Origin of the sequence: Streptomyces sp. NPDC050121 (assembly GCF_044460385.1) — a bacterium.
GTDB lineage: Bacteria > Actinomycetota > Actinomycetes > Streptomycetales > Streptomycetaceae > Streptomyces > Streptomyces soliscabiei.
Window position 1 is genome coordinate 118751 of the sequence record NZ_JBITJV010000007.1, and the last position, 24527, is coordinate 143277.

Below are 24527 nucleotides of genomic sequence, written 5' to 3' on the forward strand. Positions count from 1 at the left end.
CTGCCTCTCGGAACGTCACACCACCACTACTGGCGCTGCCACCGACCGGCCGGAGGACTTCGGAGTGAGTGACATCGACGCACGGGCGATGTGGGAGCGGTTCGAGCCGGTCCACCAGCTGATCTACTTCGCCCCCGAAGTGCGCGCAGCCGCCGACGGCCTCGGGATGCGCGGCTACTGGATGGGCTACTTCGCCCTGCGCGCGGCCCCCCTCGGACCTGTTCCCGGCTCCGTCGTCACCAGCTGCTTCTACGTCTTCCACCCCGACCGGGTGGCACGTGCGCTGCCGGACGCCTGGGCCTTCGCGGCGCCCGACGACGTGCTGGCGGCCCGCGAACGGGCCGTGGACGCCGCCATGACCAGCCTCTACGGGCCGGATGTCCTCGGTTCCGCCGAGCTGGCCGAAGCCGCGGACCTCGCCTGGGAGGCGGCGCGGGCCGCGGACACGGCCGGGCGCGTGCTCGGCGCCGCCAACCAGGCCCTCCCGCGCCCCGCGCAGGCGCATGTCAGGCTCTGGCAGGCGGTGACCACCCTGCGCGAACACCGCGGCGACGGCCATGTCGCCGTGCTCGTCGGCCGCCGTATCGGCCCCGTCGGGGCCATGGTGCTGAAGTGTGCGGCGGGGGAGTCGGACGAGGAGTTCCAGCGGCAGACCCGCAAGTGGGACATCGGGTCCTGGCGGTCGGCGCAGACGCAGTTGACCGAGCGCGGCTGGCTCGACGAGGACGGGCGCCTCACCAAGGCGGGAGCGGCCGCCCACGAGGAGGTGGAGGCGGACACGGACGCAGCCGCAGCCGCTCCGTGGACGGCCCTGGGCGCCGACGCCACCGCCCGCCTCGCCCACCTGCTCGAACCGCTCGCCCGGACCGTCCTGGGCTCCGGGATCCTCCCGGGCACCAATCCGGTCGGGCTCACGGGCGGGGCGTGGGGGTCCCCGGGGTGACCGCGTAGCCGTCGTTCCGGGGGCCCAGTAGGCTCCCCGACATGCGGATCTCCGTTTCCTCGGACATGGACGAACCAGTGGCGCGCGCCCTCGTCGCGGAGCTGCGCGGCCGCGGGCACGACGTGGTGCCGCACGGCGCGCTGCGCCCCGGCGACGACCCCCGGTGGGCGGTGTGCTCGGAGGCGGCGGCGCGGGACGTGGCCGACGGGACCTCGCAGCAGGCCGTGGTGTGCTGCTGGACCGGCACCGGCGCGTCGATCGCCGCGAACAAGGTGCCCGGGGTCCGGGCCGCCCTGTGCACCGACGCCTACACCGCCGACGGCGCCCGCCGCTGGAACCACGCGAACGTCCTCGCCCTCGGTCTGCGCCTGACCTCCGAGCCGCTCCTGAAGGAGATCCTGGACGCCTGGTTCGCCGCCGAGCCGAGCGAGGACGCCGAGGACCGCCAGAACGTGGCCCACATCGACGGGCTCGGCTAGCTCGACGGGCTCGATCGCCTCGGCGGGCTCGATCAGCGCGGTGGGCTCGAGTGGCTCGGTGTCGGGAAGCCGGGGGTGAGCAGGTGGCGCGCCCCCTTGCGGACGGCTCTGTTGGATCGCCCGCCTCATGCCGAGCGACGAACACCCGCACGGCATGGGCGACTTCGAGTACGACGGACTGTTCACCGCCGACAAGCCCGTGATCTTCGCCCACCACGGCTACCCCTGGCTGATCCACCGGCTCGCCTACCGCCGCACCGGCCACGACCACCTGCATGTGCGCGGCTACCGGAGATCGGCACCACGACCACGCCGTTCGACATGGTCGTCCGCAACGACCTCGACCGCTACCGCCTCGTCATGGACGTCATCGACCGCGTCCCCGGCCTCGCCGTGCGTGACGCCGCCGTGCGCCAGCGGATGGAGGACGCGCGACTGCGCCACCATGACGGGATCCGGGTCCACGGCACCGACCTCCCGGAGGTTGCGGAGTGGGCCTGGGACGCCTGAGACGGCAGCTCACCCGTGGCCGGGCAGGGCGCACGGAACGGGGCGGACGGCGCAGAAGGCGGGGCAGGAGACGGGGCGTCGTGCGCCCTGGTACGGCCTGCCGCCCGGTGCCTACAGTGGTCGGCCAGCCCTGCACGCGGACCCGGCGAGGCTGGGCCCCGTCCCACCCCCTGTGGTCACCAGTCGTCCTCGTCCCCGCCCGGCGCCCGGCCGGACCCGGGACGGCCCCGCACACCGTGCGGCTCCCAGGGCGACGCATGCGAGGACCACCCGCGCGACAGGCACCATCCATGACACCGCTCGGGCCGCGCGAGGGCCGCCCGTGGTACGAGCGCGCGTCGAGAGCCACTGGAGGCCGCTGTGTCCCGACCGTGCATCGCCCTGATCGCCGACCCCACCTCGCCCGAAGGCTGCCGCGAGTACCTCGCCGAGGCCGTCGAACTGCTCACCGGCGCACCGCCCGTCCGGATCGACTCCCGGCACTTCGCGAGCGGCGGCACCGGCCGCGGCATCCGCGACGGAGGCCGGTTACGACTGCAAGTCCCCGAAGAGCAAATGGACTTCGTGCCCGACGTCGTCCTGCTCTACGAGATCCCTCCGCATCACCGGCGGGCCCTCGCCGGCTTCCAGGAGCTCCTGGAGGGCCACGACGTGGTGACGCTCGCCGCCGGCCCCGACGCCTGGCGGACCGCGACCGAGAAGAACCTCACCGTCGAACGCTTCCACCGGGACGGCGTCGCCCAGATGGAGACCGCGGTGCTGTCCCGGCCCTCCCTGCGGGAGGCGGCCGGCACGTTCGACCGGCTCGGCCGCGACACCTGGGCCCGGCCCGTCGTCGGCACCGGCGGCAACGACACCTTCCATGTCACCACCCCCGCCCAGCTGGAGCACGCCGCCGCCTACTACGCCGAACGCGGCACCGACTGGCTCCTGTCCCGCGACGCGGGCAACATCACCGCCGACGGCCTGCGCCACCAGTTCCGCGTCTTCGTCCTCGGCGACCGCGTCGTACACGCCCGCGAGCACCTCCAGCCCGCGACCGACACTCCCTGCAACACCTGCCAGGGCGCCACCGCCGTCCACATCGCGCCGCCGGACCTCGATCCCCGGCTCGCCGAACTCGCCGTCGCAGCCACCGCGTCGGTCGGACTGCCGTTCGCCGGCGTCGACCTGGCGGTGGAGAACGGCGGGGTCGTCTTCGAGGTGAACGTCCAGCCCGCGTTCGTCGACGGCGAGCTCGAACTGCACGCCGTGGCCGTGCCCTACGTCCAGGCACACCTGGACGCACTCGCCCTGGCCTGCGGCCGTCCGCCCCGGGGGATCACAACTTCAGCGTGAACCACGTCGTCTTGCCCTCGTCCGTCGGCCGCACCCCCCAACTGGCGGCGAGGGCACGCACCAGCACCAGACCGCGGCCCGACTCCTCGCCCTCGACCGCCAGGCGCGGCTGGGGGAGCTGCGGGCTGCGGTCGCTCACCTCGACCGTGAGATCGGTGGCCGTGCGGTGCAGATGCAGGCCGACCGGGCCCTGCGCGTGCTGGACGGCGTTCGTCAGCGTCTCCGACAGCAGCACAAGCGCGTCCTCGGCGCTGTCGGCGCAGTTCCACGAGGTCAGCGCCTTGCGCAGAAAGGCGCGCCCCTCCGGCACGGACGCCGGGACGGCCGGGAGATGGGTGGTGACGGCGGCCAGAGGCGCGGCCGGCAACTGCGCGAGCAGCAGGGTGACGTCGTCGTTGTGGCCGTCGGCGTCCGGCAGCAGACCCGCGAGGACCTGGTCCGCCGCTGCCTCCAGACACGGCGTGCCGACGAACAACTCCTCCAGCAGCACGATCAGTTCATCGATCCGTACCTCGATGTCGCTGCCCGGCGTCTCGATCAGGCCGTCCGTGTACAGCACCAGCGTGGCCCCCGGCGGTATCTCCGAACTGGACTGCTCGTACACGACGTCGCCGACGCCGAGCGGGGCGTTGACCGGACAGGGCAGGGCGCTCACGCCGTCGCCCGCCCCGGCCACCAGCACCGGCAGATGCCCCGCCGAACAGACCGTCACCGTGCCCGCGTCCGGGGCGATCACCAGATAGCAGCAGGTGACGAGCTGATCGGGCACGTCGAGGTCGGCGACACAGGTGTCCAGCGCCCGCATCAACTGCCGCGGCTGCATCCCGGTCTTCGCCAGCGCATGCGCGGCCGACCTCAACTGGCCCATCACCGCGGCGGCTTCGAGCCCGCGGCCCATCACATCGCCTATCAGCACGCCCACCCGGTCGGCGCCCAGCGGAATCAGGTCGAACCAGTCGCCGCCCACCCCCGCGCCCTGCGTGGCGGGCCGGTAGCGGCTGGCGGTGGCCAGACCGGGCAGGGCCGGCGGGGTGCCCATCAGACTGCGCTGCAGCGTCAGGGCGATGTGCCGCTGCTGCTCGTACAGGGCCGTGAGCTCGGCCTCCGCGCGCTTGCGGTCGCTGATGTCCCGCACGATCGCGCACGCCCCGACCACGGTGCCGTGCGTGTCCCGGGTCGGCCACAGCGTGACGTCCACGTCCAGCAGCGCCCCGCTCTTCGTCAGCCGCAGTGTCTCGTAGTGCTCGACCTTCTCGGCGTGCCGCAGCCGCTCGAGCAGCTCACGGACCTCGCCCCGCAGCTCCGGCGGGGCCAGCATCGAGACGTGCCGGCCGATGGCCTCCTCGGCGGTGTAGCCGTACAGGCGCTGGGCGGCCGTGTTCCAGTACGTGATGTACCCGTCGAGGGTCTTGGCGAGGATCGCGTCCTGGGACGACTCCACGAGCGCGGCGAGCTCGTTGATGCGCGCCTCGGCCGCCTTGCGGTCGCTGACGTCACGCACGGCGGCGGACACCAGCAGCCCGTCCCTGGTCTCCAGGGGGCTCAGGCTGATCTCGACGGGGAACTCCGTGCCGTCCTTGCGCAGGCCGTGCAGTTCGAGTCCGGCGCCCATCGGACGGACCTGGCGGTTGGCGGTGTACCCGCGCCGGTGCGCGGTGTGCTGGCCGTGGAACCGGTGCGGGATCAGCAACTCGACCGGACGACCGAGCAGTTCCTCGCGACCGTGCCCGAACAGGGCCTCGGTCTGGGCGTTGACGAGCTTGATGATGCCCGTGTCGTCGACGATGACCATGGCGTCCGGCGCCGCTTCCAGCAGCCCCCGGAACCGCTCCTCCGCCCCGCCCACCACGCCCTCCGGTGCGGGCGCCCCACAGGCGCACCGTTTCTGCTCGGGCTTGTCCTTCACGCTCTGTCGAACGCCCTGCCGCGCGCCTTGCCTGCCGGCCTGCCTGAGGCCCGGCTTCACGCCCGGCGTGACGTCCTGCTTGACGTCCTGCTTCAGGTTCTGCTGCGCGGCGCCCGCCCCCGCGCGCCGCGCCGGTTCCGCCCGCATCACATCGGCCATCTTCCACCTCATCCCGCACGACGAATCAGGCCATCTCAGCGCCTTCGGCCCGCCCCCGCCCCCCGTTGTCGTTTACTGTCCGCCCCCTGTCCGAACCTGAGCGGCACGGAACCGATCAGAATTCGAGAAGCGCCCGCCCCGGGGCCGCGGATAGCGTGGGTCGTCAGTTCGAGCAGGCGACGCCGACGGAGACCGCGCAGCCGGTCCCGCGGGACAGATGGGGAGACGATTGAGCATGGCCAACAGCACGGACACGCCGCCGCCTGCGCAGCACGTCGCCGACAGCCACGGTCTGATCCGGGTGCACGGTGCGCGCGAGAACAACCTCAAGGACGTCAGCATCGAGATCCCGAAGCGCCGCCTGACGGTGTTCACCGGGGTCTCCGGCTCGGGCAAGAGCTCGCTGGTCTTCGACACGATCGCCGCCGAGTCGCAGCGGCTGATCAACGAGACCTACAGCGCCTTCGTCCAGGGCTTCATGCCGACGCTGGCACGGCCCGAGGTCGACGTGCTCGACGGGCTGACGACGGCGATCATCGTCGACCAGTCGCGGATCGGCGCCGACCCCCGATCCACCGTCGGCACCGCCACCGACGCCAACGCGATGCTGCGCATCCTCTTCAGCCGGCTCGGACAGCCCCACATCGGCCCGCCCAGCGCCTACTCCTTCAACACCGCCTCGGTCCGGGCCAGCGGTGCCATCACCGTCGAGCGCGGCGCCAAGAAGGCGGTGAAGGCGACCTACTCCCGCACCGGCGGCATGTGCACCCGCTGCGAGGGCCGCGGCACCGTCTCCGACATCGACCTCACCCAGCTCTACGACGACTCCAAGTCGCTCAACGAGGGTGCGCTCACGATCCCCGGTTACAGCATGGACGGCTGGTACGGCCGCATCTTCACCGGCTGCGGCTTCTTCGACCCGGACAAGCCGATCCGCGGGTTCACCGAGAAGGAGCTGCACGACCTCCTGCACAAGGAGCCGACCAAGATCAAGGTCGAAGGCGTCAACCTGACGTACGAAGGCCTGATCCCGAAGATCCAGAAATCGATGCTGTCCAAGGACCTCGACGCGCTGCAGCCGCACGTCCGCGCGTTCGTGGAGCGGGCGATGACGTTCACCGTCTGCCCCGAGTGCGACGGCACCCGGCTCAGCGAGGGCGCCCGGTCGTCGAAGATCGAGGACGTCAGCATCGCCGACGCCTGCGCGATGCAGATCACCGACCTGGCCGAGTGGGTCCGCGGCCTCACGGATCCCTCGGTGGCGCCGCTGCTCACCGCGCTCCAGCACACACTGGACTCTTTCGCCGAGATCGGCCTCGGCTACCTCTCGCTGGACCGGCCCTCGGGCACGCTCTCGGGCGGCGAGGCGCAGCGCGTCAAGATGATCCGCCATCTCGGCTCCTCCCTCACCGACATCACCTACGTCTTCGACGAGCCCACCATCGGCCTGCACCCCCATGACATCCAGCGGATGAACGACCTGCTGCTGCGGCTGCGGGACAAGGGCAACACGGTCCTCGTCGTGGAGCACAAGCCGCAGACGATTGCCATCGCCGACCATGTCGTCGACCTCGGCCCCGGCGCCGGTACGGCGGGCGGCAGCGTCTGCTTCGAAGGGACCGTCGAGGGCCTGCGGTCCGCAGGCACCATCACCGGCCGCCACCTCGACGACCGGGCCTCCGTCAAGGAGACGGTGCGCAGGTCCACCGGCACGCTGGAGATCCGCGGCGCGACCGCGCACAATCTGCGGGACGTCGACGTGGACATCCCGCTCGGCGTGCTCTGCGTGGTCACCGGAGTGGCCGGATCCGGCAAGAGCTCGCTCGTGCACGGCTCGATCCCGGCCGGCGAGAACGTGGTGTCGGTCGACCAGGGCGCGATCCGCGGCTCCCGACGCAGCAACCCGGCGACGTACACCGGACTGCTCGATCCGATCCGCAAGGCGTTCGCGAAGGTCAACGGTGTGAAGCCGGCGTTGTTCAGCGCCAACTCCGAGGGCGCCTGTCCCACCTGCAACGGCAACGGCGTCATCTACACCGACCTGGCGATGATGGCGGGCGTCGCGACCACCTGCGAGGAGTGCGAGGGCAAACGGTTCCAGGCGTCGGTCCTCAAGTACCACCTCGGCGGCCGCGACATCAGCGAGGTGCTCGCGATGTCGGTGACCGAGGCCGAGGAGTTCTTCGGCGCGGGCGAGGCGAACACGCCGGCCGCGCACCGCATCCTGGGCCGGCTCGCCGACGTCGGGCTCGGCTACCTCAGCCTGGGTCAGCCGCTCACCACGCTGTCCGGCGGCGAGCGGCAGCGGCTCAAGCTGGCGACCCACATGGCGGACAAGGGCGGCGTCTACGTCCTCGACGAGCCGACCACCGGCCTTCACCTCGCCGACGTCGAGCAACTGCTCGGTCTGCTCGACCGGCTCGTCGACTCCGGCAAGTCGGTCATCGTCGTCGAGCACCACCCGGCGGTGATGGCGCACGCCGACTGGATCATCGATCTCGGCCCGGGCGCCGGCCACGACGGCGGCCGGATCGTCTTCGAGGGCACTCCCGCCGACCTCGTCGCCGCCCGCTCCACCCTCACCGGCGACCACCTCGCGGCCTACGTCGGCGCCTGACGACCCCCTCGAGGCCGGGCACCTGACGCCGAAAGGCCCCGCAGGCCTGAGGGGCCTGCGGGGCCGGGGGCGTGGGGAAGTGGGGGAGGGAGTGGACGGGGCAGGGAGAGGGAGTCGCCGACGCCGGTTCAGTGGGCGCCCAGACCGCCCCCGCCGAACGAGCCACTGCTGCCGCGGCTCCAACGCGGCCGCTTCTTGTCGGTGCTCGGCCGGGTCTGCATGTTGGTCAGCTCGTACGGCGTGAGGGGACGGCCGCCCTTCGGCATCCGAGGCACCTCGTCGGGTTCCCGGTTCTCGCGGACCTCGTGCACCGGCCCACCCGGGGGCAGGTGCGGCTGTTCCTCGGGGCGCGGCCGGGCCGGCTCGCGCGACTTGATGCGCGCGCCCAGCCAGAAGCTGCCGGCCAGCACGGCCACTACGGCCAGGCCGACCACGAACAGCCCAAGGCTGAGCAAGCCGCTCGCGGCGGCCAGCTGCAGGCTTGCGTTGGTAGTCATATCAGGCGAATACCCCCGCAACGGGTCATGAACCCGCCACTCAACGCCAGTGACTCTCCGTCCGTAGAACCTCGCGCTCGGCGTTCGGCGAAGTCGGCGGGACGGAACGGCCGGGTTTGGCGCCGCCCCTACCGGCTACCCGCCAGAGGTGACTTCGACGACATCCCAACAGGAACTCTTCCGGTTCCTGGAGGACCGTTTCGCCTGCGCCCAGGCGTGCACCGAGTGTGCGCGAGCCTGTGCGCTGCGCGCGAGCCTCGTGGATCCGGACGGGACCGAACAGCAAGAACTTGTCCGACGCAAGGGCATCATGTGCGCGGAGGTGTGCGACGCGACCTGCCGCGTGCTGTCCGAGGACAGCAGCATGGACGAGGCCGGCATCCGCGCCCAGCTGGAGTGGTGCCGGACCGTCTGCCTGGAGTGCGCACACGTCTTCGACAAGCACCCGGAAACCGAGGAGAGCGCGGCCGCCTGTCGCGCCTGCGCCGTAACCTGCACGGACTTCATCGCGACGCTGGTCTGAGCCACCGCTTCGACCGGCTCGTCATACGACGCCCAGCTCGTGTAGCTCGTGCAGCATCCGGCGGACGACCGGCACGGGCAGGCCCGGATGCCGGGCCGCCTGCTCCGCGGTCTCGGTGTCCCGCAGCAGTCCCACCAGGACCCGTGCGGGCAGTCCCGGGTGCCGGCCGGCCGCGTCCCGGACGGCCCTGTACGGCCGGCAGGCTCGCGCCCCCGGTCGTCCAGATGCGGCCATGCGGGCCCGCAGGCCGCGGACCCTCGGCCCACCAGGGTTCCGCGATCTCGAGCCCCGCCCGCTCTAGCAGCGCCTTGAGGCCGTCCACCGTCATGGGAGGACATCCTGGTGGGAGGGGATCCGTCCCGCACCTCTTCCCGCCCCGCCATTCCCAATTTCTGAAACACGTTCTACGGTGTGCGCCGTCAGGACACCGGCCTTGGGAAGCCAGGAGGCGCCGTGCACCTCGACCACACGCCCGAGCAGCTACGGCTGCGCACCGAACTGCGCGCCTACTTCGCCGAGTTGGTGCCCGACAACGCCTACGCCAGGCACACCGACCCCGTCGCCGCCAAACGCTTCTACCGCAAGACGATCCGGCGCCTCGGCGACGACGGCTGGCTCGGCGTCGGCTGGCCCATGGAGTACGGCGGACGCGGCCTCACCCCGATCGAGCAGTTCATCTTCTTCGACGAAGCCGCCCAGGCCGGTGTCCCGCTGCCCCTGATGGCGCTGAACACGGTCGGACCGACGATCATGCGCTACGGCACCGACGACCAGAAGGCGTACTTCCTGCCGAAGATCCTCGCCGGTGAGATCGACTTCGCCATCGGCTACAGCGAGCCGGACGCGGGCACCGACCTGGCCGCCCTCAAGACCCGCGCGGTCCGGGAGGGCGACGCATACGTCGTCAACGGGCAGAAGATCTGGACGACCAACGGCGACACCGCGGACTGGGTGTGGCTCGCCGTGCGCACCGACCCCGAGGCCCCGCCGCACAAGGGCATCACCATGCTCCTCGTGCCGACCACCGACCCGGGCTACTCCTGCACGGTCATCCGCACCCTCGCCTCCCACGACACCACCGCCAGCTACTACGAGAACGTCCGCGTACCCGTCAGTCGGCGCGTCGGCGCCGAGAACCAGGGCTGGCGGCTGATCACCAACCAGCTCAACCACGAGCGCGTGACCCTCGCCGCGCACGGCACCATGGCCATCCGCGCCCTGCACGACGTACAGCGCTGGGCGACGGAGACCAAACTCGCTGACGGCCGCCGGGTCGTCGACCTGCCGTGGGTGCGCCGCCGACTCGCCCAGACCCATGTGAAGCTCGACGCGCTCAAGCTCCTCAACTGGCAGATGGTGGGCGCCCTGCAGAACGGCACCCTCACCCCGCAGGACGCCTCCGCCGTCAAGGTCTACGGCTCCGAGGCCCGCCGGGACGCCTACGCCTGGCTGATGGAGATCGTCGCCGCCCCCGCCGCACTCCAGGAGGGCTCGGCCGGCGCCGTGCTCCACGGCGAGCTCGAACGCGGCTACCGCTCCGCCGTGATCTTCACCTTCGGCGGCGGCAACAACGAGATCCAGCGGGAGATCATCTCGTGGATCGGGCTGGGGATGCCGCGGGTGCGGCGGTAACCTCGTTGTGACGAAGCTTTTTAGTTGGCACAAAAGCGGGATAGTTGGCACCGTAGCGAGGTGCGGACCGGAGGGTAGTGGACCTGGCTTGCAGATTGTCTGAGGCGGCTGACCTGCTGCTTCCTCAGGGCTGGTGAGGTTCGGGCGTGCTGCGCGTTCGTGTCTCCTACTAGATGATCGTGCGTACTGAGACACGGAGGCGCAGATTCTGGTCGCAGGGAGTCCCGAGTCGTGTCTAGTCTCAGGCGTCCGCGCCAGCAGAACTGCTCGCTGCTTCGTCCCCCAGGGTGAGGCCTGTTGTGATCCTCACGCTAAGGTCAGCCCCGGATCAGGATGTCGTCAATGCGGACCTGGAGGCTGGCCCCACGGTCGCAGGCGCTCGCCAGATGCGCCGCGTAGACGTCGAGACGTCTACGGAGATGGAGCCGGGCACCGCGCAAGTCGTCTCCCTGGAGAACGGAGAGTTCCCTGGTGAGCAAGGTGACGTCACCGCCGTTGCGCTCGGATTCACGGATGACGGGGCTGTGGACAGGTTCGCCCTGAGTGGCTCCGCTCCATGCGAGGGCGGCTCCAATCTCAGGGTCCCCCTGCTCGTGAAGTCTACGGAGGCGAGGGATGCCGGCAGTCAGAAGGTGCCACTCTTCACTCGCCATGCGCCACTCGGCCAGGCGTTGGCGGCGGTTCGCGTAGTTGATTCGGTCCTGGGTGACATCGAGGTGATCTGCGATTTGGTCGACTCGTCGGTCGAACTCAGACCACAGCTTAATAGGATCGAAGCGCTTGGCGAGGCTGCATATGAGCTTGGCGGCCATCTTCGGAGTCAGGTCGAGGACCTCGGCGCATCGGGGCCAGGAGGCGCCGGTGACGAGTCTCACGAGCCGGATAGAGGCGGCGCGGCGCAGCGCGCGCACCCTGGGGCGTTGGTCTTCTGGCATGTGATCGAGGAAGCCATCGAAGTAGGTGTCGAACCAAGGTTTCGGTAGGTAGGCCGGGACCTCCTCAACCGAGAACCGGTGCTTGCGGGCCGGTGTCTGCAGGTTGCGGTGCCCGTGAGTGCCGTAGCTCTTGGTGGCCAGGGCCTGGGCGAAACGAGGGGAGATGTTGAGCGACCGCGCGATCTGGCCGTAGAACATCGGGGCATGGGACCGGACGGTTTGGACCAACGGCCGGACCTGTTCGCGGAGGGATGTCTGGTCCTGCTCGCCGAGCAGAGTGTCGGCCGCCAGCAGCAGCGCTGCTTGTTGCGTGGTGTCCGCAGGGGCCGCACGGGTACCGGAGCGCCGCGAGGGTAGGCCCGTGACTTGGCTGGCCTGGATCAGTTCGGTGATCGGTGCCGCGTGCTCGTCGAGACGTGCCTGCAGAGAGCGAGAGGGGATGAGATCGGCAGCGGTCGGCCAGCTGAGAGTGATCAGGTGTGCGGCAAGGAGCAGGTCTTCGAAGTACGAGTTGCCGTCCGGCTCTTGTTGGTCTCCGAAGAGGCGCCGGTCGATGCGGTGTTGGAGGGCGAGCAGCCGGTCGAGGTCGGAGGCGATCAGGCCAGGCGGTGGGCCTGAGACATGGTCGAGGCGGTCCAGCCGGGTGCCGCAGCGGCGATTTCCTCGGGCCTTGGGCGCCGCGTCCTCGGTGCGATTGCGGCATTGTAATGCGTGCAGTCGCGTGCCGGGGCTGGTGACTAGGTTGAAGCGTCCCGAGCTGGAGGTGTTGAGCTGCCGTCGGCAGCCTGGGCAGGCCGATTCCAGCAGACGGTGGTGCTGGGGGCAGGCGAAGACCACGGGTAGATGCCATTGCAGTTTCCAGGGTCCGCCCCATGCCTGTTGGATCGCGCTCCCGTTGCCGCGCAGGCATGGGGGGCAATAGCGCGGTGAGAACTCCATGGCCCAGCGAGCGCTGAGCATGGTGGTCGTACGGTGCGGGGTGCGATACGCGGTCCGTAGGGGCGAGTAATGAGGCTGGAACCGTCTCAATGTCAGCGCGCTGACTTCGGCGAGGTCCAGCCCCGTGGCCAGGGCGAAGTTCTGGGCCGTAGCGCCTGGGAGATCCTGCAGGAGCAAGGTTGGAATGCGGGCGTTGTGTACTGAGCGTTCAATAAGGCCGCATCGGACCGCGAGCCAACGGGGAGGGATCTCGAGTCGGCTGGAGAGCCGTAGCAGGAAGCCAGGCAGAGATTCTTCCGGCAACGGGGCCAGGCTCCGTGCCAAGGGACGGAAGGTCACAGAGATGCTCCCGTGAGTGCTCGGGCGACGGGAGCGAGTATCCGGCCCGCCTCGTTGGTACCGGCGGGAGTGGAAAAGGTGGTTGCGATCGCAGCAGTGTCAGGGCCCTGGTCGCAGGCGGTAGCGAGGACGGCGGAGTACGTTTCGAGGCGGCGCAGGAGCTCGCGTTTGCCGCCCTTGCGGTTGGCTGGGGTGCGGAGCTGGTTGATCGACGCGACCAGGCGCTGGGTGCTGCAGCCCGATTCCCTCAGGGCGCCGAGCATGGGGCTGTGAAGGTGATCGCCCTGAGTGACATGAGTCCAGATCAGCACGGTCGCGGTGTCACGGGTGGGGGAGGTGGCCCCCTGGCCGAACTGCTCGGGGTCGCGGCACAGTTCGGCCCAATCACCAGCCGGAACTTGCCAGGACGAAAGAAGCTCCCGGCGTCGCCCGTAGTGAACGCGATCTGCGTCCCAGTCCAATTGGCTGGCCACACTTTCCACGGACCGCTCAAAGTCCGACCACAGATCCCGTGAATTCAACTCCTGCCGGATAACTTTGAGGGACTGTTGCGCGGTGTTCCACGGGATGTGGAGAGTCTTCGCGCAATCGGGCCAGGTGCCACCGCCACTCATCTCCGCGAGCTTGAGCACTGAAACGCGCCGCAGGTGCCGCACCTTCCAGTCGGTGTGGTGCGCCCAGTGGGACAACAGGTCGTCGAAGTGGGCGGAGAGCCACTCTTGCGGCAGGAGAGCAGGCACGTGCTCGATTCGGAAGCAGCTCTGGCGTGAGGGAAGGAGCTGCCGCGCGTGCCGGTGGCCACCGGCACGGTAAAAACCCTGGGTATGGCATAGCAGGGCACGTGCCATCGCAGGGGAGACGTCCATGCGTCGCAAAGAGGCCCCGATGTTGGCCGGATTACGGCTGAACGCGGACGTAGCGAGCGGCCGGACGTGATCGGTCATCCCGGCGTTATCGCGTTCCTCGTGACCGAGGAGGCTGGCGGCGGCAACGAGCACCGCCGCGCACTCCGCTGGGTCCTCGGGGGCATCCCAGGCGATGGGCATGCGTCCGTCGGGCTCAGGGGTGTAGCGGCGAGCGGCAGCGGAGGAAACGTGGCGGTCGATCAGGTCAGCCAGCGACGTCGAGGAAGCGTGTCGCGCACCGTCTGGCCAGCTGAGCCGGATCAGATGTGCAGCGACGATGAGATCGGGAAAGAAGTAGCGGTCTGGGGCGGACTGGCCTGCATCAGCGGTGGATTGACCGCACATCAGACGTTGATCGATGCGGTGCTGCAGGGCAAGCAGAACGGACAGATCGGCTTCGGGCACGCGCGCGGCCTGGCGGTCGTGGTCCAGGCGGGCAGCGCAGGGTACGGCCGGAGCGCCGGGCACATCAGGCACAGGGCGCCGGCATTGGGCGGGGTGCAACCCGCTCGTGGTGCGGTGCGTGATCAGCCCTTGGCGCTCTGTATTCGTCGGCCGATTCGGTGTACCCCCACAACTGGGGCAAGTATGGGAGAGCAAGGTGCGGTGTCTGACGCAGGCGTACGCGACGGGAAGATGCCAGCGCAGTTTCCAGGGACCGCCATAGAGAGTCTGGACGGGACTTCCGTCCCCGGACAGACAGGCGGCACAGTATCGACTGGAAATGCTGGCAGCCCACGACTTCCGCGCGGCTGTGGTGTTGCGGCTGCCGTCGATCCGAACGGATGCCAGGGGCGGGTAGACGGCAGCAAAGGAGGACAGCGTCAGTGCGTTGGCCTCCTGCACGTTCAAGCGGGCGGCCGCGGCGAATGGCCCGATCCGCTCGGCGGGCAGAGAAATCAGGTACTCGCCTGGAAGTCGATTTTGACGGTGGATCAGTCCGCACAGGCGTGCAGCCCTGGCGGGAGAGCGCTCCATGCGGTAGGCCAGCCGCAGGAGCAGGCCGGGCAGTGATTCCTCAGGGAGCGGACTGAGGGCGCGGGGCAGCGGGCGGACGGTCATCGAGCCGCGGCCAACCGGTGAGTGATGCACGACCCGACATGAGTTTCACACGGGACGGGAATATCGGCATCACGGACCTCATCACAGGCTCGTGCCATCAAGTCCGCATAGTGCTCGAGTCGTTGGGACAGTGCCGAATCCGAGGTATTCCGGCGGCGGGTGATTGGTTCAGGGACGCAGGTGATCGGGGCAGGCGCCGTGTTGGCGGAGCGGTGCACGGTGGCGGCCGGGATGCGCTGTTGTCCACCTCTGTTGTTCCCGCACGGTTCCGCGATCCAGCCCGGTGAGCGGTTCAGGCGGTCTGCGAGGTGGACGAGGTAGCCGGGGAGCGGCTCCTCGGGTAGGGGCGCGAGGCTGCGGGTCAGCGGCCGGGGTGTCACCTCCGTCAGCCCGTCTCGCCGGCTGCGGCGGGGCCGTCATCGTCGAAGGCGGCGTTGCGGCCCTTCGGCTTCTTTTTCCCCGGGGTGGGCTTGTGCGGCGGGATCTTGGGCTGCTCGCCGGATTCCGCGTCGAGGTCGGGCATGTCGCCGGGGGTGACGGTGAACTGGTTGAACAGTTCCTTCGTCAGCCGCTCGCTCTGCTCCTCGATGGCCCGTCGGCAGCCGTGCTGGATGAGTTTCTCCAGTACGCCGACCACGCCGCCGGTGCGGTCGAACAGGTACTCGGGCATGTCGTCTCCGGTCAGCATTCCGTTGGTGTCGTTCAGTAGTCGCAAGTGCCCTTCCATGCGGGCCAGATGATCCATCCAGGCGGCCATCTCCGGTCCGGCGGTATAGCGGAACGGGTCGAGGTCGACGATCTGGAAGCGCCGCTCGTGCTGGCTGGCGGCGTGATCGTTCGGGCTGCGGCCGCGGTCCTTGATCGGCTGGTAGATCCATTCCAGGGTCTTGGGGTCGCGACGGCCTTCGCGCAGCAGACCGGAGGTGGGGATGCCGACGCCGACGAGAATGAGTGTGACGGGCATGCTCATCATTTCGCGGATCAGGTCGAGGACATCCTGGTCGGCTTCCCGGTGGAGTTTGAGGCGGGTGATGTCGTCGATGACGAGTGCCCTGGTGGCGTGCTCGACGATGGCGGTCTTGACGGTACGGACCAGGTCTTCCAGGCGCATGCCCTTGTAGTCCTCGCCGTAGAAGTCGAGGATGCGCTGGCAGGTGGAGATGGGGGTGGCCTTGACCGGGCAGCGTACGTAGGCGACGGGGGCGACCAGGTCGCGGGTGCCGGGCATGGCATCCGGGTTCATGTAGTTGTTCAGGGCCATCCACGTCTCTTCGAAGACGGCCAAGGCCTCGCACACGGTTTCGGTCTTGCCCTGGGCGCCATCGCCGTTGACCATGATGCCGCCGCGTGTGCAGGCCTTGTGGCTGAACGCGCCGTCCTCGACGCGGGCCAGAACGGCGTGGGCGACGCGCTCGCTCATTGGAGTCACGTCGATGGGCAGGCTGCTGTGTGTGGCGAGCCTGTGCAGGTTGTAAAGGCGTTGCTGGCGGGGTGACTTGAGGGCGAATTCTGCGGCCGTTAACACGGGCGCGGGGATGAACGCCCTGCGGGTATCGCACCAGCGCCGCCAGCCCTCCCAGGTGGTGCGGTCGATCGGCGGGCCGGGGAGGAACGACGGACCGTTGTAGGGGGGATTCACCGGCTGACCTCTTCCTCGGCTGCGGCCGCTGTCGCCGCACCGGGCTCGTCTGTGTCGTCGTCGGGCAGGGCCAGCAGGCTGGTGGCGTGCAGCCGCTCGGACAGATCCTGTGGTGGTGGGGTCGGGCGTTCGGGGACGGCGGCTTCACGGCGTCGTCGGCGTTCGTTGGTGACCGCGTTCTGTCCCTGCTCGGCGCGTTCGTGCCAGCGCAGCGGGACGACCTTGCCGTCGTCCGAGCCGGTGCGCGCCGCGGGCACGGCGGCGGGTGCTGGCTCGGCGGGCGCCGACTGGGCCGCAATGGCGTCGGCGGGGCGGTCGGCCGCGGCGGCCGCGGCCTGAGTCACTTCGCGGGCGTGCTCGGTGCGCTGCTTCTTCGTCAGTTGAGTCGGCCACTGCTCGACGGGGATCTTCCCACCGATCACGTCGAGGAGGACCGGCAGGAGTTCCTTGTCCGACTTCGGCGCCAGCCCGCGCTTGCGTAGTTCGCGCATGGCCTCGCGAACGCGGGCGTCGCTGAAAGCGGGGAAGTGCCCTTCCTCGGGCAGGCCCACCCAGCGCAGGGTGTGCCAGTCGTGCGTGAGCGGATCCTGGAAGAACACGAAACAGGGATCGCGCGGGTCCCGGTGGATGACGTAGCGGTTCTCGTCTTTGCCGCCGCGCCGGGAGAGCTGCCCGCGGTACGGGTCCAGGGCCTCTCCGTCGTACCACAGGTTCTTGATCTTCACGCCTTGCTTGCCGTGGATCATGACTCGATGGGTGGGGAGAAGCTGGTAGTACAACTCAGGAGAAGGGATTCGCAGTGCGAAGCCGCCCTGAGTCATGGAGGCAGCGAACAGGCTGTTGGGACTGTGGTCACCGCCCGGGTCCCAGCTCGGGGCGTAGGAGTCGAAGCGGCGGTTCTGCCAGATCTTCACAATCCAGGTGGCGATGATGTGCTCCATCTCGGCCACAGTCAGGCAGGCGTCCGCCTCCGGATCCACGCCGCGGTCGGCGGTGTCCACGCCCTGGTAACCGAGCAGGATCGCGAACAGTAGCGACTGGATGGCCCCGAAAGCGCGTTCCACGGCCTCCTTGTCGGTGGGGCGCAGCACCCGGCTCGGCTTGATGTTCGCGCCGAGGACCCGCTGAACCTCGACCAGGTGGTGGTTGCGGTAGACGGAGCCGTGGTCGGTGGTGACGGTCTCTGGCGCGAAGAACGGCAGCCCGGCCACCTCGTACCCGGCGAAGTCGGCCACCACCGTGCCCGGGACGCCGGGATAGGCCCACTCCATGTCCTCGCCCCAGTCAGGGCGCATCGGCAGCGGCATCGTCATGTCCCGCAGCACCATTGCCACGTCGATCGAGGAGTCCGAGACCAGGCTGAGCCGGAACGCCACGATCGAGTGCGTGTACACGTCGAGTGCCAGCGTGAGATGCACGGAGACCGGATCGCCGAACACGTCCTCCAGGACCTTCACCGGCAGCACAGTGGTGTCCAGGGCCACGACCTGCCCGGGCCGGTGCACCACCACGTGCCGCCCCGTCGCGTACTTCTGCGCCATGGCCGCCGAGCGTGCGTAGCGCTGCCGGCCGCCGTTGGAGCCGAACCAGTCCCGCCACACCCTGCGCAGGACGTCGTAGCTGGGGACCTTGGTCTTCTGGCCGAAGGTCTCCCGTACATACTGGTGGATGAGGCGTTCGCGGTCGCGCGCGGTCAGCTTCGCCCGCCGCAGGCTCTCGTCACGTACGGCGAACAGCGCCTCGCGCACCTCCGGGGTGATCCGGTGCCCGGTCGCCTCTCGCAGCCACCGGTCGTCCGAGAGACCGATCGGCCCGAGCTTGCGCCGTGCCGTGTCCCAGCGCACCAGCGTCCGCGCGCTCACCTTGTGCAGGGCCAGCGACTTCGCCAGCGTAGGATCCATGGCCTTCGCCTTGCGCAGTTCGGCCTCCTTCGCCTTTCGGCGCTGCGTCAGTGTCGTGGTCTCCGGGTCGTACTGTCGGAGAGGCTCGTGCGGCAGCGCGGCGTCCGGATCGCCGCTGCGGTAGCCGGTCTCTACCTCCCGGATGTGCTCCAACCGCCGTACCACGTAATCTTGTTGAACCGGAAGGAGGTCTGCCATCGACTTCGGCTGGCGGCCCCGGCTGGCAGCCGGGAGATCCTTGCGGGTCCGGGTGGACGGTCGGCAACCGGGGCGGTGGATCAGCTCGCTCAGCTGGACCTTCCACGGCGCGCCCTCGTCCCCGATCAGTGTCACGCGGCCCAAGTGCGGCAGACACGTCTCGACCCGCCACGCCTTGCCATCGATGATCAGCTCGGTGCCGGGCTCCAGCGCCCATGTCGATGCCGTCTCAGTATTCACTACCGCATCCCGCGAGGCTCTACGGGTGCGAGCCGGATCAGGCTCGCGTCCCCGTACGGTGCCGAGAGGTCCGCACCGAGCTCTCTACGCCACAGCAAGTGCAGGGCATGGGCCCGGGCCACTGCAGGGATGGAGCACCGCTCGACCAAGTCACGTAGCGGCTGCGGACCTTGGGAGGCAGCTGCGCGCAGCTGGCCGTGCATGTCGAGCACATTGGACAACGGCCGCCGTTCGGCGGAGAACGCGTCCACCGTTTCCCATACGTGCCGACGCCAGCCGGTCACCACGCCGTAGCGCCACCCGGCGGCCAATGCGGCCTCGAACGTCGCGGCGAACTTCACCTCGTCCTCGGGGCGAATCCGACCGGCCGGCCGTACATCGATCACGAATGGACCGGTATCGGTCAGCAGCAGGTAGTCCGGCGTGTGATTTACTCGCTTGCCGCCCGCGTAGAAGCGCAGCAGGAACGGCTGCGAAAGCGCCTCACGCAGCCCGGCCGCGAAGTCAGCGACCAGGAGCAGACACTCCTCCTCAAAGCTCTCATAACCGTGATGCCGACGCGTGGACACCATGTACTCGAGCCCGGGCCGGTGGTGCTGGTCGGTCCGCCAAGTGAACCGACGCACCGGCATGGTGCGTGAGACGTCGACCTCGTTGAGGTCGCGCACCGAGTACGTGGCGGCGGCGTCCTGCCCGAACTTCCACCTCGTCGTCCAGCGCCGAGCCCATCGTTCGTCTAGGTCCAGCTGGTGCGCGTATTCGGTGAATCCCCGGTGCAAGAATGCCAGGTCCTCCAGGCGACAGGAGTCGGACCACGTATCCCCCTGTGATCCTTCCGGCACTCGGAGGACGGAACTCGCCTCGGAATCCTTCATATGCACGTCCACCGCTCCTCAGCAGATCGAACACGGACGCCAAGATCAGCCACGACGCTACGGTGAGCAGCGCCCATGGCTCCACCACATCAGCGCCCTTCACACGCACGAGTGAACGCCGGGCTCGGGACTGTAAAACGGTCGGCTCTGTCCCGTAATCGGTGGCAGCGCCGTGCAGCCCCGCCTGGAAGGAGGACGCGGAGTACAGGAAGAGGTCGGGGAGCCTCCTCTCGGTGCACCTGCACCGGGGCATAGCCGGCAGTTGGCTATGCATCAACGTCGCAGGTTGGAAATCCACCGAGTACCTCCGTGCAGCGCTTGGCACGCCGGAGTTCGCCTCGCACCTGGCGAGCTACCCTGCCTGGACCGTGGCCTACCCGCACCTCTACCAGAAGTTCGCTGCAGAGGGCATCTGCGACGGGAAATGACGACCGCCCCCCGATTCCGAGCCGCCGTCCGCTACGCACACGACGTGTGATGACGTTCGGTTCCCGGTCAGCTGCGGGCTCGCGCCGACGACGCCGATCCGTGTCCTCCGAACCGACCGGTGCTCGACGTTCTCGGCCTGGTCCGCACGGGGAAAGACTCAGCGGCAGGACGTACGCGGTTGCAACTGACCAATGTGGAATGGGAGTTCATCGAGCCATACCCGCCGATCGGCGGGTATGGCTCGTACTCCGACCGGTTGCGGCAGTAGTTCGAGGGTGTGATCTGGAGTCTCAAAGCTGGCGGACAGTGGCGGGAGACGACGAAGGAGTTCGGCGCCTGGTCGACTGTCCCAGCCAACAGGAGCGACGTTGGGCCCTTGCCCTGCCCCAGCCTCGAAAAGAATCACGACACAGATGTAAAGTCTCCATTAGCGAGCTGACGGAGACTCATGAACGATCGAGGCTAATCAGTCACCCTGGACTGGCAATAGCTGTGAATTGAACAATCCTCTTACTCGCTGAAAACTACGGGCCTGATGGCGGCACCGGCCCTCCGGCCGGGTGATGGTCCAGTCAGTTTCCAAGGTGGCTGTCGATCCAGGACAGTCCACCAAGGTCGAGATGGCGACGCGCTCGGGTGACGACGACATAGGCGAGACGGGCGTCAGTATCGCTGACGGGTTCGGGGATAGAACTGCCCTCGGAGTCCTGCTGGCCGGTGCCCTCGTGGTGGGAAGTCGTCGCCGATGCGAACTGTTGGCCATTCGCGGCCCTTGGCCTTGTGTGCGGTGGAGACGACTACGTCGGCATCGTGCTCGTCGGTGAGTCTGTCGACCGCAGCCAGGATCGCCTCGGGACCGTGCGTGTCGACTAGATCGACGAAGGGCTGGAGGTCGCCGTCGGCGGGGTCGTAAGCAGCGTAGTCCTGTACTTCGCCCCAGGATGCAAAGAGGACGAGTTCGGGATGGCTGGTTCGGCGGCCTTCTTTGAGGTCGCGCGCGGCCAACGCCAGTGCGGCGAGCGTGTGTCCGCCACGAGCCAGGGCGACGCGGCGGCCTTCGGAGAGGAGCCGCATGACCTCGGCCATGGCGCCGATGTTGGTGCGACACAGCACTGCATCCGGGTTGGCGATGTCTCCGACTTGTGTCGGCATCGTCTCGCTTCCGGTCAACCGGATGGGCGCCTGGGCGAGCTCGAGCCAGCGGTTGGCCTGGTCGGCGAGGAGGGGGCCGAAACGGAAGGAGCGGGTGAGGGTGAGTGGGGTGGCGTCGTCGAAAGCGGTCATTACATCGCGAGCGCCGCGCCAGCCGTAGATGGCCTGGGCGGAGTCGCCCACCATGACGAGCTGGGCGTGGTCGCGCTGAGCATGGAAGACCTGTTCCAGGACGGGGTTGGTGTCCTGGGCTTCGTCGAAGAAGAGGAAGTCCGCTTCGATCTTCGGCTGGGTCAGGGCCCACATCTTCAGATAGTGATCGTGTTCGAAATGGACCACGCCCTGGTTGGGGTTCTGAAGGTCGGCCCACGCTTTTACCGCGAACGGAAAGACCGCATCGGTGAGTTGGGTGTGCTCGGCCTGTGTCGCCAGGCGGCGAAGTCGCGGTACATGATGGTGGTTCAGAGCTCGGTCGCCGGAATAGCAGAAGCCCTTAACGGCGCGTAGCGCCGTGTTGGAGAGCGTCCTGTGGCTGATCTCGTGATCGCCGATGCGGACGGGCCGGGTGATGCCGAAGGCCTGACCGGTTTTCCAGGCGGGTTGGCGCGGACCGTTGATCCGACCGGCATAGTGGTGGCCCAGGGCGGCGTACGCCGTCGCATGTGCGGTCCTGCACGTCACCGTGCGCGGGAAGCGCGTAGCGGCGTGGCAGGCGATGTCCTTGTTGAAGGCGACGTAGCAGCCGCGTCGTTTGGTGCTGGCGGCGAGCATCTCGAGGGTGGTGGTCTTGCCGGTACCGGCTCCCGCTTGCAGGGCGAGGTGGTGTCCTGCTCGGAAGGCGTCGACGGCGTGAACCTGCTCGTCGGTCGGGGTGGACACAGAGGCTCCTCAAGAAGGGGCGGAGGCGCACATGCCTCGTGGCCGGCGGTGGGGATGGCTGAGGAGAGTGCGCGCGGCGCAGAGCAGTAGTTCTTCCGGGGTGTGCTCGCCCAGCAGTTCTTCCAGCTGGCCTGTCAGATGGCGGGCACGCTTTTCTCCGTCCCGGACAACGGCATCGGTCACGGCCTGGCTCAGGAAGTCTCGGGGCCGTTGACCGTGGGCTGCCGCAGCTTGGCGGACGGTGGTGTGGGCGGCGGGGCGGAGGTCGACGTTCAGCAGGACCCGGCCCTGCTGGTCCGGGTAGTGGGTGGTGAGAACGTCGATGGGCAGTACGGCATCGAGCCGGTGGCGTAGCGCCCGCACGGCGCGGCCAGGAGTCTTGGCGCGCTGCAGGGCCAGCAGTCTGGTGCGGCTGGTGTCGCTGGCCAGAGCCACGACACGACGGGCACGGCACAGCTCATCGTCAGTGGCGGGCCGGGTTAGGGAGATTTCGACCGCGTGATGGCCGGTCATGGCTGCGGCGCCCTTCTGCTTCGGTCGGCAGGACCTGGACGTCGTCTGATCGTGGGAAGCCGGGTGTGGATGTGGTCGTGGTGGACGAGCGGATCGAAGGGCTCCCACTCGGTCACGGCCACGTCAGGGGCCGTGGGAATGGCCGCGTGTTCTGGGCAGCGCTGGGCTCGCCAGCGCAGTTGATCGGCATAGGGCAGATGCGTGAGCGCGTAGACGGCCATGACGTCCCCGTGCAAAGGAAGTTGGCCGTACGAAGCAGTGGCGGGCACGAGGGTCCAGACGCCTGCCGGAGACCCAGGTGTGAGCAGTGGACTTGTACAGCGGTGACGTCGGCGGGTCTGGGCGACGCACTGGATCTCGTCCACCGGGCGGCTGGCTAGGTAGCGGACGTACAGGAGTTGTACGACAGGACGGGCCGGCCGACACGTGGCCGTCGGAGAGTCATCGCTGTTCGACGGAGCGGAAGGGGGAATGAATGCGCCGTGGTCGATCAGGCGGCGGGTGTTGACCGCCAGAGCGCGGCGCAGTCCTGCCAATTCGGGGGCAGGAGGGGCGTCGCGGGCAGGGCACACCAGGGCGTGCGGCAGACGGCACCAGTCGCTGCCGTCGCCCGCCGGATGAGCGACACCGCGGCTGACGTGCCAGTGGCAGGTCGAAGGCACCCTTTCAGAGGGCAGTTCGTCAGGATGCAGTCGGACGGGGCGCTCGTTGGTGCGGTGGTACCACTCGATGCGGTTGCCGCATTCCCGACAGCGGTCGCTCTGGCCGCACCGCAGCAGACGGCTGGCACTGTCGCCGCTGATGCGGAGGGAACGCCTGGTGTGGACGTGGACGGGGCTGCCGTCCTGGCGGTGCGGGGAATGGGGTGTGGAGGGCATGTGGGCGAACCTGCCAGCCAACACGCCGCTCAACCGGTGTCGCTGCCGCAGTTGTCCCCTTGACGGCCGTATTTGCTGAAACTGGCTTTCGAGGGGTGCGACCACGTGTTCGCTTCGGGTCACCAATTCGAGCGGTTGGCGACTGCCGTCCCGAAGCCGGTCAGCCGTCCGCCTTCGACGGGGGTTCGTGTCCGTTGCACAGGGTGGAGAAGAACTCGTCGAGCGGGGTGCTGAGGGCGTGCGCGAGGGCGTGCCAGGTCTTCAGGGTCCCGATCGTGCGGCCCTGTTCAATCTCGATGAGAGTCCGTCTGGCGAGGCCGCTACGGGCGGCGAGCTCGTCATAGCTCCACCCTCGGGCCGCCCGCAGGCGCGCGAGCTCAAGGCGGAGTGCCTCGAAGTCCGGATCGGGCGGAAAGATCGTCACCTGACCATCCGAAGGTGCAGACCCCTGCACTGTCAGTGCAGACCTCTGCCCTATTTCCCTAGGCGGCTGCGCGGGCAAGGGGGCAGAGGTCTGCACTACCGTGTGCGGCCGTCGCTCTCACTTGAGCGGAACAGTGCGGGACGGGATGGGGAGGGGCGCGCGCCTTATGAGGCTCCGCACAACATGGCCAACAGCACGGCGTGCCTGGACTGTGGAGCTGCAGCCCGGCTCTGGCGGGCCGCAGCTCGTGTGTCAGCAGTGCGACCATAGGGGCGTGCTGCCCGCTGCCGTATCCGCGCGCACCGCGGCGCTCGAGCATCTGGCCAGACATGCCCGGCACGACGTTCTGCCGTCGTACATGCGTACCTGCCAGTGTCATGAGCGAGGCTGTCGCTGGCACCCTCGCCACCGTGGGTGTGCTGGTCCTATTCGTCTGCTTCTCGCTCGAGAGCGGGGCGGTCGACTCTGGCGGCTTGCCGATGCCTGCACGGCTTGCGCAACGGTGACGGCGCAGGCTGCTGTGGTTCCGGAAACCTTCCTGCGTGCGGTCGTGACACCGTCGGGTGGCTCCTCGCGGCGTCGCAGGCGACGACCCAAAGGGCCGGGCGACCAGGT

Annotated in this window: 17 protein-coding genes and 3 pseudogenes; 7 read left to right on the forward strand and 13 right to left on the reverse strand. The window is 68.8% G+C overall.

What is annotated here, in order from left to right; all coding sequences use genetic code 11:
* The first annotated feature begins 64 nt into the window (after positions 1–64).
* From ACIBTS_RS13285 to ACIBTS_RS13300, 4 genes and pseudogenes are all read left to right on the forward strand, one after another.
* Positions 65–943, forward strand: a complete 879-nt coding sequence (locus tag ACIBTS_RS13285) for a hypothetical protein (RefSeq protein WP_399319026.1) — start codon at positions 65–67, stop codon at positions 941–943.
* Positions 944–984: 41 nt separating this feature from the next.
* Entirely contained in the window at positions 985–1422 is a 438-nt protein-coding gene (locus tag ACIBTS_RS13290; protein ID WP_399319028.1) for an RpiB/LacA/LacB family sugar-phosphate isomerase, read from the forward strand.
* 115 nt (positions 1423–1537) lie between these two features.
* Positions 1538–1932, forward strand: a pseudogene (locus ACIBTS_RS13295) (phosphoketolase); the annotation flags it as partial.
* A gap of 360 nt (positions 1933–2292) precedes the next feature.
* Positions 2293–3270 carry a RimK family alpha-L-glutamate ligase gene (locus ACIBTS_RS13300; protein WP_399319030.1) on the forward strand — a complete coding sequence of 326 codons (978 nt, stop codon included), beginning with the start codon at positions 2293–2295 and terminating at the stop codon, positions 3268–3270.
* Here ACIBTS_RS13300 and ACIBTS_RS13305 read toward each other — a convergent pair.
* Positions 3254–5335, reverse strand: a complete 2082-nt coding sequence (locus tag ACIBTS_RS13305; protein ID WP_399319031.1) for a PAS domain S-box protein — start codon at positions 5333–5335, stop codon at positions 3254–3256. The two genes, ACIBTS_RS13300 and ACIBTS_RS13305, sit on opposite strands and share 17 nt — an antisense overlap.
* A 235-nt stretch (positions 5336–5570) precedes the next feature.
* Here ACIBTS_RS13305 and ACIBTS_RS13310 point away from each other — a divergent pair, with 235 nt between their 5' ends.
* Positions 5571–7952, forward strand: coding sequence for an ATP-binding cassette domain-containing protein (locus ACIBTS_RS13310; RefSeq protein WP_399319033.1), 2382 nt, complete (start codon positions 5571–5573; stop codon positions 7950–7952).
* 128 nt (positions 7953–8080) lie between these two features.
* Here ACIBTS_RS13310 and ACIBTS_RS13315 read toward each other — a convergent pair whose 3' ends face one another.
* Positions 8081–8449: a DUF6479 family protein gene (locus ACIBTS_RS13315; protein WP_399319035.1), complete on the reverse strand. Its 369-nt coding sequence runs from the start codon at positions 8447–8449 to the stop codon at positions 8081–8083.
* 148 nt (positions 8450–8597) lie between these two features.
* On the opposite strand from ACIBTS_RS13315, the gene ACIBTS_RS13320 reads away from it, so the two are divergent.
* A complete protein-coding gene (locus ACIBTS_RS13320; protein ID WP_319674767.1) occupies positions 8598–8972 on the forward strand; it encodes a ferredoxin in 375 nt (124 codons plus the stop codon).
* A 21-nt stretch (positions 8973–8993) separates the two neighbouring features.
* Here ACIBTS_RS13320 and ACIBTS_RS13325 read toward each other — a convergent pair whose 3' ends face one another.
* Positions 8994–9206: a hypothetical protein gene (locus tag ACIBTS_RS13325; protein WP_399319037.1), complete on the reverse strand. Its 213-nt coding sequence runs from the start codon at positions 9204–9206 to the stop codon at positions 8994–8996.
* 219 nt (positions 9207–9425) lie between these two features.
* On the opposite strand from ACIBTS_RS13325, the gene ACIBTS_RS13330 reads away from it, so the two are divergent.
* The gene (locus tag ACIBTS_RS13330) at positions 9426–10604 is read left to right on the forward strand and encodes an acyl-CoA dehydrogenase family protein (RefSeq protein ID WP_079664439.1); all 1179 of its coding nucleotides are present in this window, start codon (positions 9426–9428) and stop codon (positions 10602–10604) included.
* A gap of 317 nt (positions 10605–10921) precedes the next feature.
* Here the strand turns inward: ACIBTS_RS13330 and ACIBTS_RS13335 are convergent, their stop codons facing one another.
* The 10 genes and pseudogenes from ACIBTS_RS13335 to ACIBTS_RS13380 all read right to left on the reverse strand — a co-directional run bounded on the left by ACIBTS_RS13335 (position 10922) and on the right by ACIBTS_RS13380 (position 23912).
* Entirely contained in the window at positions 10922–12817 is a 1896-nt protein-coding gene (locus ACIBTS_RS13335; RefSeq protein WP_399319038.1) for a TniQ family protein, read from the reverse strand.
* The gene (locus ACIBTS_RS13340; protein ID WP_399319315.1) at positions 12814–14127 is read right to left on the reverse strand and encodes a hypothetical protein; all 1314 of its coding nucleotides are present in this window, start codon (positions 14125–14127) and stop codon (positions 12814–12816) included. The genes ACIBTS_RS13335 and ACIBTS_RS13340 overlap by 4 nt, the downstream gene beginning before the upstream one ends.
* A gap of 201 nt (positions 14128–14328) precedes the next feature.
* A pseudogene (locus tag ACIBTS_RS13345) lies at positions 14329–14784 on the reverse strand (TniQ family protein); the annotation flags it as partial.
* Positions 14785–15169: 385 nt separating this feature from the next.
* Positions 15170–16423 (reverse strand): AAA family ATPase, encoded by a 1254-nt coding sequence (locus ACIBTS_RS13350; RefSeq protein ID WP_399319040.1) that lies wholly within the window; start codon positions 16421–16423, stop codon positions 15170–15172.
* Positions 16420–18762: a transposase gene (locus ACIBTS_RS13355; RefSeq protein ID WP_399319042.1), complete on the reverse strand. Its 2343-nt coding sequence runs from the start codon at positions 18760–18762 to the stop codon at positions 16420–16422. Before ACIBTS_RS13355 ends, ACIBTS_RS13350 begins: the two co-directional genes overlap by 4 nt.
* Positions 18762–19637, reverse strand: coding sequence for a TnsA-like heteromeric transposase endonuclease subunit (locus tag ACIBTS_RS13360; protein WP_399319044.1), 876 nt, complete (start codon positions 19635–19637; stop codon positions 18762–18764). The genes ACIBTS_RS13355 and ACIBTS_RS13360 overlap by 1 nt, the downstream gene beginning before the upstream one ends.
* 1001 nt (positions 19638–20638) lie before the next feature.
* Positions 20639–22097: pseudogene (locus tag ACIBTS_RS13365) on the reverse strand (UvrD-helicase domain-containing protein).
* A gap of 9 nt (positions 22098–22106) precedes the next feature.
* Positions 22107–22532 carry a hypothetical protein gene (locus tag ACIBTS_RS13370; RefSeq protein ID WP_399319045.1) on the reverse strand — a complete coding sequence of 142 codons (426 nt, stop codon included), beginning with the start codon at positions 22530–22532 and terminating at the stop codon, positions 22107–22109.
* Positions 22533–22606: 74 nt separating this feature from the next.
* Entirely contained in the window at positions 22607–23488 is an 882-nt protein-coding gene (locus tag ACIBTS_RS13375) for a DUF6083 domain-containing protein (protein ID WP_399319047.1), read from the reverse strand.
* A 160-nt stretch (positions 23489–23648) separates the two neighbouring features.
* Entirely contained in the window at positions 23649–23912 is a 264-nt protein-coding gene (locus ACIBTS_RS13380) for a helix-turn-helix transcriptional regulator (RefSeq protein WP_355902244.1), read from the reverse strand.
* Positions 23913–24527 lie beyond the last annotated feature (615 nt).

Excerpts from the sequence above, each read along its gene's own strand:
- ACIBTS_RS13360 (WP_399319044.1), bottom strand. The coding sequence starts at position 19,637 with ATGAAGGATTCCGAGGCGAGTTCCGTCCTCCGAGTGCCGGAAGGATCA.
- ACIBTS_RS13310 (WP_399319033.1), top strand. The coding sequence starts at position 5,571 with ATGGCCAACAGCACGGACACGCCGCCGCCTGCGCAGCACGTCGCCGAC.
- ACIBTS_RS13325 (WP_399319037.1), bottom strand. The coding sequence starts at position 9,206 with ATGGCCGCATCTGGACGACCGGGGGCGCGAGCCTGCCGGCCGTACAGG.
- ACIBTS_RS13315 (WP_399319035.1), bottom strand. The coding sequence starts at position 8,449 with ATGACTACCAACGCAAGCCTGCAGCTGGCCGCCGCGAGCGGCTTGCTC.
- ACIBTS_RS13375 (WP_399319047.1), bottom strand. The coding sequence starts at position 23,488 with ATGCCCTCCACACCCCATTCCCCGCACCGCCAGGACGGCAGCCCCGTC.
- ACIBTS_RS13290 (WP_399319028.1), top strand. The coding sequence starts at position 985 with ATGCGGATCTCCGTTTCCTCGGACATGGACGAACCAGTGGCGCGCGCC.
- ACIBTS_RS13305 (WP_399319031.1), bottom strand. The coding sequence starts at position 5,335 with ATGGCCGATGTGATGCGGGCGGAACCGGCGCGGCGCGCGGGGGCGGGC.